This window comes from Pseudoalteromonas porphyrae (genome assembly GCF_001298125.1).
Taxonomy (GTDB): Bacteria; Pseudomonadota; Gammaproteobacteria; order Enterobacterales; family Alteromonadaceae; genus Pseudoalteromonas; species Pseudoalteromonas neustonica.
The window spans coordinates 211,019-227,871 of record NZ_LHPH01000004.1 but is presented as its reverse complement, the minus strand read 5'-3'; the positions used below and the strand labels follow the sequence as shown (position 1 = coordinate 227,871).

Genomic DNA, 16,853 nt, shown 5'->3' with positions numbered 1-16,853 from the left:
TATGGCCACAGTTGAGAAACAGATGACCCACAGCGAACTTAAAAAGCACTTAGAACATTTATTATTTGCCGATATTGCTAACTTTTGGCTCGATCTGTATCGCCAAAAATACTTACAGTTAGTCGATGATTTAGCTGATTGGGAGTTGATCCAAAACATCCCAGAAAATGAAGATTTAGATGCATGGCTGCTGCGTCAAGCTATTGCCTTCTTGCGCCACCAAATTGAGAAAAAACAACAGAGCTTACAAAAGTTAGATGCCGGATACTCTCTCTTTATAGAACGATTAAGCCACGCTGAAATGAGTGCCGAACGCGAGTTTCATATCCTTGATTATGCAAAGCAACTCGGTGGAACACCAAAGCAATTAAGCTTAGATAAACTTGCTTTCTCACGTTGGTTTGATGAGGGAGCGGTTATTAATCGCTATCAAGATAAAGTTGCCGAAATTGAACAGACTTTAAAGTTTTTAATCGGCAAACTGGGGGATTTAAGTAATCGTTATTTAAGATCATTTTCTAACAATATTGAAAAAGCATGGCAAACATTAGATTTAGAAAGCTTCTTTTTATTGTTATTGTCAAAAACTGACAATGAACATGTAAAGAATGCACTCTATCGCGCTCTGGCTAATCAAGTTCAGCTTATCCACACTTATAACGGCGCACCAGAACTTAGCGCAAGCCTCATTGAAACTTTAGTATTGGCACTAGAGAATAGCCACACACCTCATCTAGCACGATTAGATATTTTAGAAATTTTAATCCATCAACGCCCCACTTACCTACGCGTCTATATGGAACAGTTCATTAATGATGAAACTGAGGAATCGTTAACTTACGAGATCAAGTTATTCACCTTAGCTGCATTTGCCAAAATATTAACAAGCCAAATCAAATTAACACCAACATGTGAAAGTTTGCTTTTACAACTAGCTGAACATGAGTACCCTCGTGTACGGCAAAGTGTTATTGAGCAGTCATCTAGCTACAAATTATCATTTCAAGAAGAATTATTAACTGCTCGATTAAAAGCTGAAAGCCTTGATTCAGTTCGCTTTACATTAGTAAAACAGCTTAGCCACCCTCGCTTATGCAATGATAATTTTGCATTTAATTTATGGAAGCAGTTATTAAATGCCAAAGAAAGTATAGCGATAAAACGTCTAACACTTGAATTAACTGCACGTATTATGCTTAACCAACAACTTGAAACGGCTGAACCTGATGCGGTATTCACTGTATTCATCGAATGTTTAAACGCGCAATTAACCGCAGAACCCAATATTGCTATTCGCCGTTATATTACGCGGACCAGAGAGCAACTTGTTGCCTTTCAACATCAAAATATTATGGCTGAATTAGATCAAACGTTACCGCTATCTGCAGTCTCAACACTCAAACATGAAGATATTGATGAAGAATTATTAGGGCGTTTATTAAGTCGTAAAGCCCAACAGAATGAAGCCTTTAACGTTAGTAGCCGTGGTCACTCATGGCACATTAATAATGGTTATAAATATGCGTTTCGTTTGTGGCGTTTTATGCACGAGTGGCGCAACCCAAGCTCAGATAAGCGCCAAAGCTTTAACCACAGTAAAGCACGTAAGCCATCTGCATTTATGCACATTCCAAGCTGTACCGTTGCTGAAATCAGTGCCACCGATGTACCAGGAGAACCATTATTTGATGCTGTAGAACACTCAGCTCGCCCTCACCTGCCACTTCCTGATTTTTTACTTTCGGTATTAAGCCAAGATAATTTAAAACAAGCAGCCAAAACATATACTCCAGATGGAATTTTGTGTGTCCAGCCGCCAAAATCTTTATTTAAACGCATTAAAACTTATTTATGGTTATCTACACACTTTGATAGCTTAGATGCTCAGCGTAAAGGTAATGACATAGAGCAAGATAATTACTTAAGAGCTTTAGAAAAGCATGGCTTTGTTTTTGAATTTAAAGCATATGGTCAGCAGTTAGGCTGTCAATTTCAGGTTGAAGAAAACATAAGTAAACTCTATAAAAAGCTCAGTATATCGCCACTGCTTGTAAACATATGGCTAAACTTTAAAGAATACCTTTACTCAATTTATCAAAACAGTATTGGCCAACTCATATTCTTTGTTATCGGTTTTATGGTTTACTTTTGGGGCCGTCATATTCATGTAAGTCAGCGTATTCGATCTGATCGTAAAGCAATCCCAGTTAGTATTGGTGGCTGGGGAACCCGTGGTAAATCAGGAACTGAGCGCTTAAAAGCAGCACTTTTTAGTAGTTTAGCACTTAAAGTAATTACCAAAACAACCGGTTGTGAGGCTACATTAATTTACGCTCGTTCAAATGGAGAGCAATTTGAGGTGCCTTTATTTCGTCCATTTGATAAAGCGAGCATTTGGGAGCAAAGTGACGTCTTACATTTCGCAAAAAATGTCAAAGCTGACGTTTTTTTATGGGAATGCATGGGCTTAACACCACGCTATGTAAAAATTTTACGTCAATGGATGCAAGATAACTTTTCAACAATAACGAATGCATACCCTGATCACGAAGACATATTAGGGCCAACAGGCATTGATGTTGCAAAAGAGATGGCCAACTTTATAGCACCAAAAAGTCAGGTTTTCACAAGTGAACAAACAATGATGCCTGTATTAGAAAAAGACGCGATAAGTAAGCAAGCCAGTCTGATCCAAGTACATTGGGGTGATGGCTACCAGATAACCCCGGATATACGTGCTTTATATCCGTATGAAGAACACCCTGATAATATTGCTTTAGTATGTAAGATGGCCGAGCACATAGGTTTAGATAAAAACTTTGTGTTTAAAGAAACTGCGCAACGTATCATTCCTGATATTGGAGTTTTACAACATTTTTGCCCAGCTCCGTTTGAAAATTTTACAATGTCTTTTATCAATAGCATGTCTGCAAATGAACGCTTGGCAACATTAGAAAACTGGCGTCGCTTAGATTTATTTAGCTTAAGCCATGATCCAAGCAAACAAACCATAGCGCTAATAAATAATCGCAATGACCGTGTAGCTCGTTCAAAAGTTTTTGCACATATTCTCGCTGAAGATCTACCATTTGATAAAATGGTCGTTATAGGCACAAATGTTGATGGTTTTTATAGTTATTACCTACAAGCATTTGAAGAACGGATAATTAGAATCATCAACAATGATGATTTACAAGAATTTGAATCGTTATGTTCACAACTTCATTGTATTAAAGATGCAGAATCATTGGCGTTAGTTTTAAGCCACGCACTTAATTTTGATTGTTCGGCTTCAATGTTCATAAATATGAAACAGTTGCAGCAATTTGATGACTGGTTAACAGTTCAAGCACTAACGCTCAGCCCACAGCAGCGGTTGAATATACACGATGTATTCAATCACTATTTAAGCTATCAAAATATTTCGCCTTTATTGACCGACTTAAAAGCGAATCAAGCTGAATTACAAAAAATACTGATTACCCTTGTCAAAACTAAGTGTGTACTTGTAGATAACCCGCAAGTTACGCCTGATGAGCTAACGTTTAAACTTTCATCTTTAGCTAGGCCATATTGTCACCAAGTTGTTATTGGCATGCAAAATATCAAAGGAGCTGGTTTAGGCTACGTATATAGCTGGCAACAGTGGCAACGCATTCACGATAGTATAACGACCTTGCTAAACCCTGATAGCACAGCAGAGCAATTTAAAAAGACGCTGACTCGTTTATCTTTAATCACAAAGTTTAGCCAGTTAGAGCATGCTTATCTACACGATTCATTGAGCCGTATAAAGCAAATGCATCATGCACAAAATGAATACAGCCAAGCTGAGCTACTTCATATTAGTGAACGTTTAGAAAACTACTCGCATCTAGAATATGAAAATACGGAGTCTGTGCAAAAAAACCGGATTACTCGCTTTGCAACTCAAGTCGCAGAGTCATTCCTTGATGCTGGAGCCGCCGTGAAGCGTAAAAAAATTGCCAATCAGGTTTATAAAGATATTGCATCAAAACGTATTACGCTTGAAAAAGCGATTGAGGTACTTGGTAAGCTCAACCGCAATCAAAAGCCTGGATGGCTGTCATTTTCTAATAGCAGTAAAAAATAACCGCTATTTCATCACCTCTACTCATGTACAAACCTTTTAGTACTAGGGTTTGTATATGCTATTAAACTTACTTACTAGCAATGTAACTTGCTAAAAATAAAGAATAAAAAAATATTATTTTTTTATTCTTTATTTTATTTTTCTAACTCACTGTTTCAAAATGATTGTTGTACTGTTGCCTGTTTTTAATCTCCATAAACGCAATAATATTCATGCTCAGCATTTGACCAATGCCATAAAATATAGCACAATAGTATCATATTAAGTTAAACATCCTGTTAACATAATCAGATGTAATGATCTGGTAGGAGAAGAATTATGAAAAACTCAGTCTTTAAGCTTGCAGCTTTACCTTTATTACTTGCATCTAGTTTCACAATGGCTAGCACTAACTTAGTTGCTAATGGTTCATTTGAAGACACTGCTGCATTTTCTGGTTCATGGAGCCTATTAAATGAATTACCAGGATGGCAACGTTCGGCTAATGCAAATTTTGAAATTCAAACGTCTGCACTAAATATCGTAACAGCTCAAGACGGCTCTAAATACATCGAGCTTGATTCAACAGCTAACTACAGTGCATTTCAAACTCTTGCTACCGAAGAAGATCATAACTATGAAGTGAGCTTTTATTACTCAGCCCGTGTAAATGGTAATGAAACAACAAATAAAGCCGAAGTATATTGGGACGGTGAGTTACTAGATACGCTTAATGCTACAACCAAAGGCTGGACAAAATTTACTTACACTGTAAAAGCGAGTTCTACAGCAACTGAGTTAAAATTTGTTGGCGCAGGTGCATCCGATTCTGTTGGTGGATTTATTGATGATGTACAAGTAACAACATCATGTGCTTCTGGTTTATATGGCATCAATAACTTTGGCTCTAACGAAGATGGGTTTGTTTATCACTTTGATACACAAAATAATACCTACTCTACTGTTGCCGGTTTATCAAATACAGCATCAAACATTGCATCTCACAATGGCGTGTTGTACTTCATGGAACAGTTAGATAAGTCGACTAAAGAGTCTCAGGTTTTATCACTCAATCTTGCTGATAATACTCAAGCTTTAGTTACTGCAACTAATTCATACCCAATCTATCGTTCTGCAATGAATGCTGATGGCTTATCATTGCGTGCAACAAGTAAGACATACATGTACGATTTCGATATAGCGACGGGTGATAAAACAGTACTAGGCAAATTATCTTTCCCTGGTGACTCGTTTGCTGATGGTGATATTGCTTACTCTGCTGATAACAACATTCTATACGTACTAACAGGTAAAGCACTTTATACTGTTGACCAAGGTTCGTTAGCGTTATCTTTAATCGGTGAACATGGTGTTGACCAAGCGTCAGGTATCGCAATCGCCGCTGATGGTAGTATTTATGTATCTGGTCGTGTTAAAGGTGAAAATGCTAAAATCTTTATGCTGAACCAAAATACAGCTGTAGCGACATTTGTAATGGATGGCCCTTCACACGTTAATGATTTAACATTTGTTGATAGCAACTACTGCAACTAATCGCTGAATCTACTTTAAAAGCCAGTCAATGACTGGCTTTTTTGTTTCTATAAAAATACAAGTAAATACTTGTCTATACAATTTAACTTTATACGCATGTTCTTCAACGTGTAACACTTCCCCTAGTAAACCATGGTATGTATACTGATCCGCGATTGCAGCTAGGATAAGGGTGTGACTCTTACCTCTGAGTAATAACTCAGTTAGCAAACCATTACCTTAGCTGCATTACAATAATATTCACGGCCACCCGTTCAAACAGTGCCTTAAGCACGGAACGATCAAAGCAAAAATAAGGCCGTTATAACAAACATTAAGTTAGGAATTAAATATGAGTTCATTACCTAAGGCAGGTGATTTTTTAGGGCATCCTAAGGGGTTATTCCTGTTGTTCGGCACAGAAATGTGGGAACGTTTTGGTTATTATGGCATGCGTGCCATTTTGGTTCTGTATCTAGTAGCAATTGTACAAGATGGTGGCTTTGGTTGGAGTAATGCAGACGCCTTAAGCCTATACGGTACATTTACAATGGCTGTTTATATTACGCCACTGTTTGGTGGTTGGTTAGCCGATAACGTGCTTGGACAACGTAAAGCTATCGTAATTGGTGGATTATTGATGGCTGCAGGTCATTTTACCATGGGTATTCCTCATGATATGTTGGCAGGACAAGAAGAGAATATTTTCTATCTTGGCCTTGCCTTATTATGTTTGGGTAATGGTTTATTCAAACCAAATATCTCAACTATGGTTGGTGATTTATATCAAGAAGGCGATCAACGTCGTGATGGCGCGTTCACTATCTTCTATATGGGTATTAATATTGGTGGTGCACTTGGTCCATTAGTTGCGGGTTATGCGGCAGCGTCAATGGGTTGGCAATATGGCTTCATCGTAGCCGGTATTGGTATGCTTATCTCTGTAGCAATGCAAGTTATGCTAAGCAATAAATACTTAGGCAATATCGGTGTCGAGCCGGCAGTAAAAATTGCGCAAGCACAGTCAAACTCAAACACCAAAGAGCCTCTAACTAAAGTTGAAACTGACCGTATTAAAGTTATTTTCACTATGAGTGTATTTAGTATCATTTTCTGGATGGGTTTTGAGCAAGCCGGCGGGTTAATGAACTTATTTGCAAATGATTATACTGATCGTATGCTTTTTGATTTTGAAATTCCTGCATCATGGTTCCAATCATTAAACTCTATTTTCATTATCGTTTTTGCACCTATGGTTGCCATTATTTGGTTGAAACTTGATAAGCGTGAACCTGACTCGCCAATCAAATTCGCCATTGCTTTAATTTTCTTAGCACTTGGTTTTGTGACTATGATTTTAGCTTTATTAAGCCAAGGTGAAGGTGAACCATTACAAATCAGTATGATGTGGTTAGTGTTATTCTACTTATTCCATACGTTGGGTGAGTTATGTTTATCGCCAATTGGCTTATCAATGGTAAGTAAACTGGCACCACTGCGTTTAGCATCAATGCTAATGGGTATTTGGTTCTTATGTACCGCTGTTGCCAATAAGATTGCAGGCTTTGTTGGTTCATTCTTAGGTGAAGGCGAAGAAGCTCTCGATAATGCACTAGGTATTTTCATTGGTCTTGGCGCTACAGCGGTTATTTCAGCTGTGATCATGTACTTACTAAGCGATAAGTTAGTTAAGTGGATGCACGGTGCTGAAGGTCAACATGAACCGCATACACAAGAGCATATCTTAGCTGAAGAACTTGAAGTTGTAGCTGATAAGCAGTAATCGATACGTTATAAATTTAAAAACGGCACTTACATAAGTGTCGTTTTTACTTAAGGGCAATAAAATATGAATGATGTAAATAAATAAGTACACAACCGCATCGTTATTGCCATCCCAAATAGTGTTATATCTTAAATCCACCCTGCGCGTTCATTCTCTGTGAATCATTAATAAAACCATGTAAAATAACAACTTTAATAAATAACATGGCTTTTCTATAAGCTCAAAAACAAGGATTTATTACTTTTATAGATTATTGTGCTCTATACAGAATGCGTTTTAACCTGCATTAACCTCCCCCGAAAAGGAACTGTATCTTTTATTTTACAATTGCTCGCAAAGCTAAATAAATAGCGGCTCTTCCCCTAATCGCATTTATGGTTAATCATCTGCTGTATTAAATACAACAAGACGCAGTGCTTATTGCGGGAGAATTAAAATGAGTGAAGTAAATAACCCTTTAGGTTTAGTTGGTATCGAGTTTACTGAATACGCAACACCTGATGCAGATTACATGGATAAAGTATTTACCGATTTTGGTTTTTCAAAATTAAAGACCTTTAAAGGTAAAGATATTGTTTATTACAACCAAAACGATATTAACTTTTTACTAAATAATGAGCGCGATGGTTTCTCAGCTGAGTTCGCTAAAAGCCATGGTCCAGCAATTTGCTCAATGGGTTGGCGTGTTGAGAATGCACAAAAAGCATTTGAAACAGCAGTAGAGCGCGGTGCAAAACCAGCGACTGATTCAACGCATAAAGATTTACCATACCCTGCGATTTACGGCATTGGCGACAGCTTAATTTACTTCATTGAACAATTTGGCGATAAAGGCTCTATTTATGAGCAAGACTTTGAAGATCTAAGTGAACAAAACATTGTTGATGACAAAGGCTTTATCCGCATCGACCATTTAACTAATAATGTTTACAAAGGCACTATGGAAACATGGGCTAACTTCTACAAAAACGTATTTGGTTTTACAGAAGTTCGCTACTTTGACATTAAAGGTCAAAAAACAGCCTTGATCTCGTATGCACTTAAATCACCATGTGGCACCTTCTCTATCCCTATTAATGAAGGTAAAGGCAGTGATAACAACCAAATTGATGAATACCTTGGTGAATACAACGGCCCAGGCGTTCAGCATTTAGCGTTTCTAACTGATGACTTAGTAAGCTCGCTTGATAAACTTGATAAATCAACAATCGCGACTTTAGATATTATCCCTGAGTACTACGACACTATTTTTGACCGTGTACCGTGGGTTGCTGAAGATAAAGAAAAAATTCGCCAGCACCAAATCCTTGTTGATAGCCAAAGTGAAAATTGTTATTTACTACAAATTTTCTCTAAGAACTTATTTGGCCCAATCTTCATTGAAATGATCCAACGTGTTGATGACGGTGGCTTTGGTGAAGGTAACTTCCAAGCGTTGTTTGAATCAATCGAGCGTGACCAAGAGCGTCGCGGCGTTTTATAAACACCGTTTTTAAAATTTAAAAAGCAGCGTATTTCGCTGCTTTTTGTCGTTTCATCTGTTTTATAAATGACAATCTGATTTTCACTGTTTAAATCGCGCTATTTGTCACCATATCCCTGTAAAGCGTGACTGACTAAACCAAAGGAAATGTAATGAGTTTAATTAACGAAACCCATGATATAAATTTAACTAGCTGGGTAGCCTCAGCAAATGTTGCAAACGGTGACTTCCCTATTCAAAACTTACCGTTTGCAGAAGTACGCCGTAAAAATTCAAGCGAAGCATTTCGTGGTGCGGTTGCCATTGGCGACCAAGTTATCGACCTTGCAAAAGTAAACCAGCTAGCAATATTCAGCGGTGACGCGCAAATAGCCGTTGCAGCAGCAAGTAATGCAACGTTAAATGAATTTATGGGTTTAGGTCAGCAATACTGGTCAGCACTTCGTTTAGCACTGTCTAAAGCGCTACGTGAAGGCTCAGCAGAACAAGCTACATTAAGTGAAGCACTGATCGCACAAGCTGATATAGAATTCGCATTACCATGTCGCATTGGTGATTACACAGATTTTTATACTTCAATTTACCACGCAACTGCGGTTGGTAGCTTGTTCCGCCCTGATAACCCATTATTACCGAACTACAAATGGGTACCAATTGGTTACCATGGTCGTTCATCGTCAATCGATGTTTCAGGTCAAACTTTTCATCGCCCTAACGGCCAAACTAAAGCGCCTGATGCTGAAGTACCGTCGTTTGGCCCATGTAAACGTCTTGATTACGAGCTAGAGCTAGGTATTTACCTAGGTAAAGGCAATGACTTAGGTGATGCTATCGCGATTGAAAATGCAGAAAACCACGTATTTGGCTTCTGCGTATTTAATGATTGGTCAGCACGTGATTTACAAGCATGGGAATACCAGCCTCTTGGGCCGTTTCTTGCTAAAAACTTCGCATCAACGGTATCTCCATGGATTGTGACAACGGAAGCACTGGCGCCTTACAGAACATCATGGACACGCGATGAGAACGATCCACAGCCACTTGATTACTTAGAATCAACCCATAACCGTGAGCTTGGTGCTTTTGATATTAAAATGGATGTATTGATTGAAACGCAAAAAATGCGTGATGAAGGCCATACTCCTGCTCAAGTATCAAAATCAAGCTTTAAACACTCATACTGGACTGTGGCGCAAATGGTCACTCATCACACAGTAAATGGTTGTAACTTTATGCCTGGCGATATGCTTGGATCAGGTACACAGTCTGGTCCTACCCATGAAGAAGCTGGTTCACTGCTTGAGTTATCTCGTGGCGGCAAAGAAAAAATAACACTCAGTAATGGCGAGCAACGCAGCTTTTTAGAAGATGGCGACAATGTTGTTATGCGTGGTTGGTGTGAAGCTGATGGCTTTGCACGCATTGGTTTTGGCTCAGTAGAAGGGACTATCCTTCCTGCTAAGTAATTAAATAGCCAATATTTTTAATATCAGGTTAATAAAAAAAACGCTCATTTGAGCGTTTTTTTACATTTTAATTATTATAAATTACAATTTTTTTCTGGCTTTTTCAGCTCAAATTGCTATCTTAAATCGGTTAATAGCCAGTATTTATAAGCCATGTCAGTATTTATTAAGTCTTTTTATCATCGAGTTTTCCCAGCGCGACAGCTGTTGATCCGCCAAAATGGTGAGGTCAAACATGTCATATTGGCTCCTTGGTTACAAATTTGTGTCGCCCTGTCTATTTTAATTGCTTTAACTTGGCTTGCTGCATCTACACTTCAAGTTTACTCACAAACAAATAAAATTTCTGATATCGAGCAAAATCAATTATCAAAGCAACAACAATGGCAGCAGCAGCAAAGCGCCCAACAAATACAACACACCAAACAATTAGAGCAGCTGCGTATTCTTGAGCAAAAACATGCTTTGCTGCAAAGCATGATTGAGTCACTCCCAGAATCCATCAGTAAGCAAAATGATAATGTCAGTGACTCACCAATAAAAAATAGTGAACAACAAAGTGATTTCCATGCACCTCTTATTGACGAAAGTGACGAAAAAAACACGTCAGTAAATAATTTAAACTCGTTGACTGTAGATCAACGTTTTGTAGCATTGACGAACAGCTATGAACGCAGTTTTTTGCAATTAGAGGTGCAAATAGAGCAACGGCAACAGCATATTCTTACAATGCTCAAAGGTGCAGGCTTAGATACAGCATTAGCCAAGCGCTTAAGTTATGCAACGCCTAAAGCAGCTCAAGGGGGGCCGTTGGATTTATTTGATGAGTCGAAAATTCCTATGCAGTTTTTAGCCATCGCAGATAAGTTACTTTCTCTCAATGCACTTGAGAATTTTTTAAACGAATTACCCCACGCCCTTCCCGCAGCCGACTATTATATCTCTAGTAGTTATGGGTTGCGTAAAGATCCTATGAATGGCCGACGTGCTTTTCACAAGGGTGTTGATTTAGCGGGTTGGCATAAAACTGAAATTTTTGCCCCTGCTGATGGTATTGTTTTACGTGCCGGGCGAAATGGTGGCTATGGCAATTTTATTGAGTTACAGCATAAAAATGGCTTTGTTACTCGTTTTGGTCACTTGCATAAAATTAAAGTAAAAAAAGGCCAAAGCATTGCTAAAAATGATGTTATTGGTTTAATGGGTAGCACCGGTAGAAGTACGAGCACTCATTTGCACTATGAAGTATTACTTAATGGCAAACATGTCAATCCTGTAAAAATCACAAAGGCGCTCTCTCGTGTTCGGTAAAAAAAAATCTCCTGTGGGTAATTCATCAAGCTCACATTTAAAAAGAACTAATAATACGCCGTCGATTATCTCTGAAGATGTACGGTTAACTGGTAGCTTAGTGAGCCAAGGTGAGGTCCAACTTGATGGTCGCATTGATGGTGATGTTCGTGTTAATCATCTTGTGATCGGTACTACGGGTACGGTTGAAGGAACTGTCACCGCTGAAAGCGTTATAGTCAAAGGTAAAATCTTTGGCTCACTTAACGCAAGTAAAGTCGTTATTGAAAGCTCTGCACAAGTTCATGGTGATGTCTACCAAGATACATTGAGCATTGATGCTGGTGCTATTATTGAAGGTAATTTAAAACAACGTCATGAAGCTGAAACGGTCGCATTAATTAATAATGATACTGAGTCAAAATCAGAACTGACCTCAGTTCTTAGCGAAGGCGATAACGACTTGTCGTTTTTTAATAAACAAGCCGCAGAAAAAGAATAAAACACGCTGTCTTTAAGTTATTTTTTCTCAGTTATGTACATTGTTATATCTGCGGTGAACACCAGTTCATTGCGGGTATTATAAAGCTTTACAGGTACTACTAAATCTTCTTTATCGTGCCATTGTCTTGGCATCGGTATTTCAGCAATCGCAGTCACATCGGTATCTACTTTCGCCAAGTATTTTACCGTCATGCCCTTTGGAATCCAACGATGTGTTTTGCTTGGGACGGTAGCATCAACCATAACACCAGCACACAATTCAGCCAAGTTACACTGCGCAATAGCGTGAATAGTCCCTATATGATTAAACACCTTACGACGTTTTTTAACAACCGCACTGCAATGCCCATCGCGTAATTCAAGTATGTAAGGTTTTATAGAACCAAAATACGGCGCTTTAAAACATACCGCTTTACTAAAAAGCCAGTTTCCGTATGGTAACTTTGTTACTCTTCGCCAGATTTTTAACACAGAACCACCACTCATAGCTCAATCTCTACCACTGTAAATAAAATCAAAACTAACACATCAGACCAGTTATTCAAGGTTTAATAAACTGTCATTCATTCGTTAGCAAAAAAATTATCTTTCACTGACTACGTATGTACCTATATCTCCGCTTTCTTTTTTTCAATTAAGTTCTTAGAATAGCAGCCATAAGGAGCATTCATGCCAACAACAGATCCGCGTCGCCATCTTCGTGTTATTTTAATACTCGCTTTACTGGTTGTATTTTGCCCATTAGCGATTGATATATACCTACCAGCCTTTCCAGACATTGCGCATGCACTGAGCATTGATGAGCAAAAAGTACAGTTAACTGTCGCGATTTTTATGTTAACGGTTGGTTTAGGCCAACTTATTGCAGGCCCACTTGCAGATAAATTTGGGCGTAAACCTATCGCACTCGCTGGCATTATTTTGTATGGTTTGTCATCTTTATTGGCGTATATGTCACCGAACTTTACTGTATTAATGTGTGCTCGTGCATTGCAAGGGTTTGGCGCATGTGCCACTTTTGTTGTAGCATTTGCGATTGTGCGTGATACGTATGGCAGTGCTAAAAGCGGTCAAATGATCACTTACCTCAACGGAATTGTGTGCTTTATCCCTGCCCTTGCTCCTATTTTAGGTGCTTGGTTAACCGTGCAGTTTGGTTGGCGGATGAACTTTTTATTTTTAGCCGGCTTTGCGTGCGTAGGTCTTCTATTGACGTTGCTATTTTTCAAAGAGACTCGCCCAAGTGACAGTCATTACCAGGGGCACATATTAGACATACGCCGATTTGTGCCAATTATTACCACACCTGTATTTTTCTTTAATAGCTTACTGTGCATGGTAGCAATGTCAGCTATTTTAGCATTTGTAACACTAGCGCCTGGCTGGATCATGACCGAACTTGGTGGCACAGTCGGTGATTTCACTTTTTGGTTTACGCTCAATGCGATTGTCAGTATTGTCGCCAGCTTTATTGCGCCGCTCTATATCAAGCGTCACAGCCAAAAAGCATTAAAGTTAGGGGTTAGCTTGCTAATTCTATCAGGCGTGCTGGTATTAGTGATGAGCGAGCTCAGAACGGCCTTTACTTTTATGTTACCAATTTTAATAGCTGCATTAGGCTTTGCGCTAAGTTTAGGGTCTGCTGCGGGTATGGCATTGTCACATTTTCCTAAGCAAGCAGGCACTGCATCAGCATTAATTGGTCTAATGCAAATGAGTGGCGCTGGGTTACTAGTGATGCTTACGCAAGTACTGCCATTTAATGCCCCTGAGTTTATTGCTTTTCATCTACTGTTGTTACTGCCATTGTGGGTAGTATTGCTCAGTAAAAAAGCACATATTTACCACCCTACTCAAACGGCGCAACCATAATGCTGGTTAACTATGAATTTTTGTTATCTTTCTTGGCAGCAAGTTTTTTAATCGCAGTAGCGCCAGGGCCATCAAATGCATTTTTAATGGCACAAACATTCGCAAATGGCCGCGCTGCAGGCTTGCAAAGTGCATTTGGGTTTGCCTTAGGTGGTGTTGCTCATACTCTATTTGCTGTTGCAGGGTTAACTGCCATTTTAAAAGCCTCTGAAACCGCATATGCAACGGTACAATATGCTGGTGCCGCCTACCTTTGCTACCTTGGTATTATGATGCTTAAAAGCACCTTCAGTAATGCAACTGAAAACAGTGATGATAAGCCCAAAGTCAGTAATAAGGCGCAAAACGTTATGTTTCAAGCTATGATGACCGAAGTGCTAAACCCTAAAGTGGCGCTCTTTTTTATTGCGTTTATACCTCAGTTTGTTGATACGAGTTTATCAACGTCGACTACTTTTCAATTAGCATTTTTTGGTTTGCTTTACCCTCTTTTTGCTTTTCCAATCGACTGCACATATATTTATTTTGGCGATAAGATAGCAAACTACTTTCGCGATCATCCGCAAAGTCAAATTTGGATTGACCGCATAACAGGCGTCGTATTTATTGCACTGGCAATTAATCTATTAATGTAATAAAAATAAGAGTCAACATGGAACAAAAACAACAAACACTCCCAGCTCGTAAAAATATTGCGCTCGTTGCCCACGATGGAAAAAAAGCAGCGCTGCAAGCATGGTGCAGCAAACACAAGGATGACTTAAGTAGGCATACTTTGTATGGTACTGGCACCACTGGTCACTTAATTGAGCGTAATACAGGGCTTGAGGTTATCAAGCTATTAAGTGGCCCGATGGGGGGCGATCAACAGCTTGGCGCTAAAATAGCTGAACATGAAATTCATATGTTGATTTTCTTTTGGGATCCGTTGGCCTCTCAGCCCCATGATCCAGATGTTAAAGCCTTGCTACGTCTAGCTGCGGTATGGAATATTCCGGTGGCGTGTAATGAAGTTAGTGCTGATATGATATTAAGCTCGTCGTTAATGCACAGCGAGCTTGAGCGTACCTTGCCAGATTACGAAAAATACCTCGCAACCCGACAAGTTAATTTATAAGTTAAACTATATACCCAAGCCACCTCAAGATACGAGTTTCAGTTGGAATTAAAAGCGATTTAGGCAAGGCATTGATTGCAAATAATGGCTGTTCCCTTGTTAAAATCAATAACGCAGTATAAATCGCTTTTAAACCAACCCGCAGGGCGTTTCACAGGCACTTACTCTCATCGTTGTTACTTCTTAAAAGGGACTGCCATTGTTGCAAAGTAACGCCTTGATATTAAACCCCTGTGAAACGCTGAATTCTGCATCTTGAGGTGGCTTGGGTATAAGCTAAGTCTGCCTACTTATAAATTATATTAGCCCACTTGGTTAAACCAGCGGTGACACTACCAAAGTGATCACCGTTCACCATTTTTATATCGCCTAAGTGTTGTTGCAAGGCCGCTTTAATTAAGGGTGATTGTGCGCTACCACCAGTCAAATAAATAACATCTGGTGGTACACCCGCATCGCTAATTGCTTGCTTTGCTAAGGTCACTATTTGGCTGATTGAATCATCAACCGCCAGCGCTAGCTCATTGGTGCTTATTAATTTAATTAACTGCGGCGATAAAAAGCCCAAATCACACTCAAATGTAGCTTGCGAAGACAATGCAATTTTAGCAGCCTCCCCTTGCTGAACAAGTTGGTGACCTTGCTTGTTCTGCTGTAGCGTAATTAAACGTTTGAATAAGTCAGGTTCACTTACATCACGCAGCTGCGTTAATAACTCGCGGGTATGTGATTGCGCATAAAACTGACTTTGCAAGTTCACATCATTAATTTTACACGCTTGCCAAAACGCCTGATTCGGTAAAGGTAAGCCTGACTTAAACGTAGTACCTAAACCTAGTAATGGCATAAGTGCGTGGTAGCTCAGTGCAATGTCTAAATCATTACCACCAACACGTTTACCTGTATGCGCTAAAAAGTCACTATCACGATCATTATTATTACGAAAGCTTGGGCCCATTTGCACAAACGAGCAATCACTGGTCCCCCCGCCAATATCAATAACCAAAACTTTTTGGTCTTCGGTTAGGTCACTTTCATAATCAATCCCAGCTGCCAGTGGTTCGTATAAAAAAGCCACGTCTTGAAAGCCTGCTCGTTTAGCTGCGCGCTCTAAAATACCAATGGCTTGCTTATTTGACTCTTCCCCGCCCACTGCTTGAAAGTTCACAGGGCGACCTATAACGGTGTGTGTTAGTTGTTTTTGTAACGACGCTTCAGCACGCTGTTTTATTTTTAAAATCATCGCAGTCGCAATGTCTTCAAAAAAGTTAATTTGCCCTTGCTTTAAACCTGTAGCCCCAAAAAATGATTTAGGAGATTTAACAAAATAACCTTCTTCTGGAAATTGTACATATTCACTAATGGCTTCACGACCGATAAATAAACTTTCATCGCCAGGGACAAGATCTAAATCTGATTTAATGCGAGGCATCGTGTTAAGCAGCGCTTGGCGCTGAATTCTAAAGTCGCTTTCGTAAGCGGTGCCAGTTAAATGTTGTGCAACAAAATCAACGACTAATGCACTATGGTGCGTATATAAGGTTGAGGGTAGGTAAAACTTACCTTGCTCTAAGGGTACTAACTCAACTGTATTTTGAGCATTCATTACACCCATTGCGCAATTAGAACTACCATAATCAAAACCAACTACCATTATTTCACCGTTACTCACATCAAAAGGCCGCGCAATTTAGCACATTTAGTGATTT

General features: G+C 39.2%; 12 protein-coding genes. 10 read left to right on the top strand and 2 right to left on the bottom strand.

Features of this window, described 5'->3' with window-relative positions; translation table 11 throughout:
* Position 1: 1 nt before the first annotated feature.
* From ADS77_RS05350 to ADS77_RS05315, 7 genes are all read left to right on the top strand, one after another.
* Positions 2 to 4,114, top strand: a complete 4,113-nt coding sequence (locus tag ADS77_RS05350) for a poly-gamma-glutamate synthase PgsB (protein ID WP_235575711.1) — start codon at positions 2 to 4, stop codon at positions 4,112 to 4,114.
* A 318-nt stretch (positions 4,115 to 4,432) separates the two neighbouring features.
* Positions 4,433 to 5,647, top strand: a complete 1,215-nt coding sequence (locus ADS77_RS05345; RefSeq protein WP_152960586.1) for a DUF642 domain-containing protein — start codon at positions 4,433 to 4,435, stop codon at positions 5,645 to 5,647.
* Positions 5,648 to 5,978: 331 nt separating this feature from the next.
* Positions 5,979 to 7,409, top strand: a complete 1,431-nt coding sequence (locus ADS77_RS05335; protein WP_054453295.1) for a peptide MFS transporter — start codon at positions 5,979 to 5,981, stop codon at positions 7,407 to 7,409.
* 439 nt (positions 7,410 to 7,848) lie between these two features.
* Positions 7,849 to 8,895 carry a 4-hydroxyphenylpyruvate dioxygenase gene (hppD, locus tag ADS77_RS05330; RefSeq protein ID WP_054205112.1) on the top strand — a complete coding sequence of 349 codons (1,047 nt, stop codon included), beginning with the start codon at positions 7,849 to 7,851 and terminating at the stop codon, positions 8,893 to 8,895.
* A gap of 152 nt (positions 8,896 to 9,047) precedes the next feature.
* A complete protein-coding gene (gene fahA / locus ADS77_RS05325) occupies positions 9,048 to 10,361 on the top strand; it encodes a fumarylacetoacetase (protein WP_054453294.1) in 1,314 nt (437 codons plus the stop codon).
* Between the two features lie 153 nt (positions 10,362 to 10,514).
* Positions 10,515 to 11,672: a M23 family metallopeptidase gene (locus ADS77_RS05320; protein WP_054205110.1), complete on the top strand. Its 1,158-nt coding sequence runs from the start codon at positions 10,515 to 10,517 to the stop codon at positions 11,670 to 11,672.
* A complete protein-coding gene (locus tag ADS77_RS05315) occupies positions 11,662 to 12,153 on the top strand; it encodes a polymer-forming cytoskeletal protein (RefSeq protein WP_054205109.1) in 492 nt (163 codons plus the stop codon). Before ADS77_RS05320 ends, ADS77_RS05315 begins: the two co-directional genes overlap by 11 nt.
* A gap of 17 nt (positions 12,154 to 12,170) precedes the next feature.
* Here ADS77_RS05315 and ADS77_RS05310 read toward each other — a convergent pair whose 3' ends face one another.
* The gene (locus tag ADS77_RS05310; RefSeq protein WP_054205108.1) at positions 12,171 to 12,641 is read right to left on the bottom strand and encodes a hotdog fold domain-containing protein; all 471 of its coding nucleotides are present in this window, start codon (positions 12,639 to 12,641) and stop codon (positions 12,171 to 12,173) included.
* Positions 12,642 to 12,824: 183 nt separating this feature from the next.
* On the opposite strand from ADS77_RS05310, the gene ADS77_RS05305 reads away from it, so the two are divergent.
* Genes ADS77_RS05305 through ADS77_RS05295 form a run of 3 tightly spaced genes read left to right on the top strand, consistent with a single transcriptional unit; the run spans position 12,825 to position 15,144 of the window.
* Positions 12,825 to 14,027, top strand: a complete 1,203-nt coding sequence (locus ADS77_RS05305) for a multidrug effflux MFS transporter (RefSeq protein ID WP_054205107.1) — start codon at positions 12,825 to 12,827, stop codon at positions 14,025 to 14,027.
* Between the two features lie 2 nt (positions 14,028 to 14,029).
* The gene (locus tag ADS77_RS05300) at positions 14,030 to 14,662 is read left to right on the top strand and encodes a LysE family translocator (RefSeq protein WP_054205201.1); all 633 of its coding nucleotides are present in this window, start codon (positions 14,030 to 14,032) and stop codon (positions 14,660 to 14,662) included.
* Positions 14,663 to 14,679: 17 nt separating this feature from the next.
* Positions 14,680 to 15,144 carry a methylglyoxal synthase gene (locus ADS77_RS05295; RefSeq protein ID WP_054205106.1) on the top strand — a complete coding sequence of 155 codons (465 nt, stop codon included), beginning with the start codon at positions 14,680 to 14,682 and terminating at the stop codon, positions 15,142 to 15,144.
* A gap of 286 nt (positions 15,145 to 15,430) precedes the next feature.
* Here ADS77_RS05295 and yegD read toward each other — a convergent pair whose 3' ends face one another.
* Positions 15,431 to 16,798, bottom strand: a complete 1,368-nt coding sequence (yegD, locus tag ADS77_RS05290; protein WP_054205105.1) for a molecular chaperone — start codon at positions 16,796 to 16,798, stop codon at positions 15,431 to 15,433.
* Positions 16,799 to 16,853 lie beyond the last annotated feature (55 nt).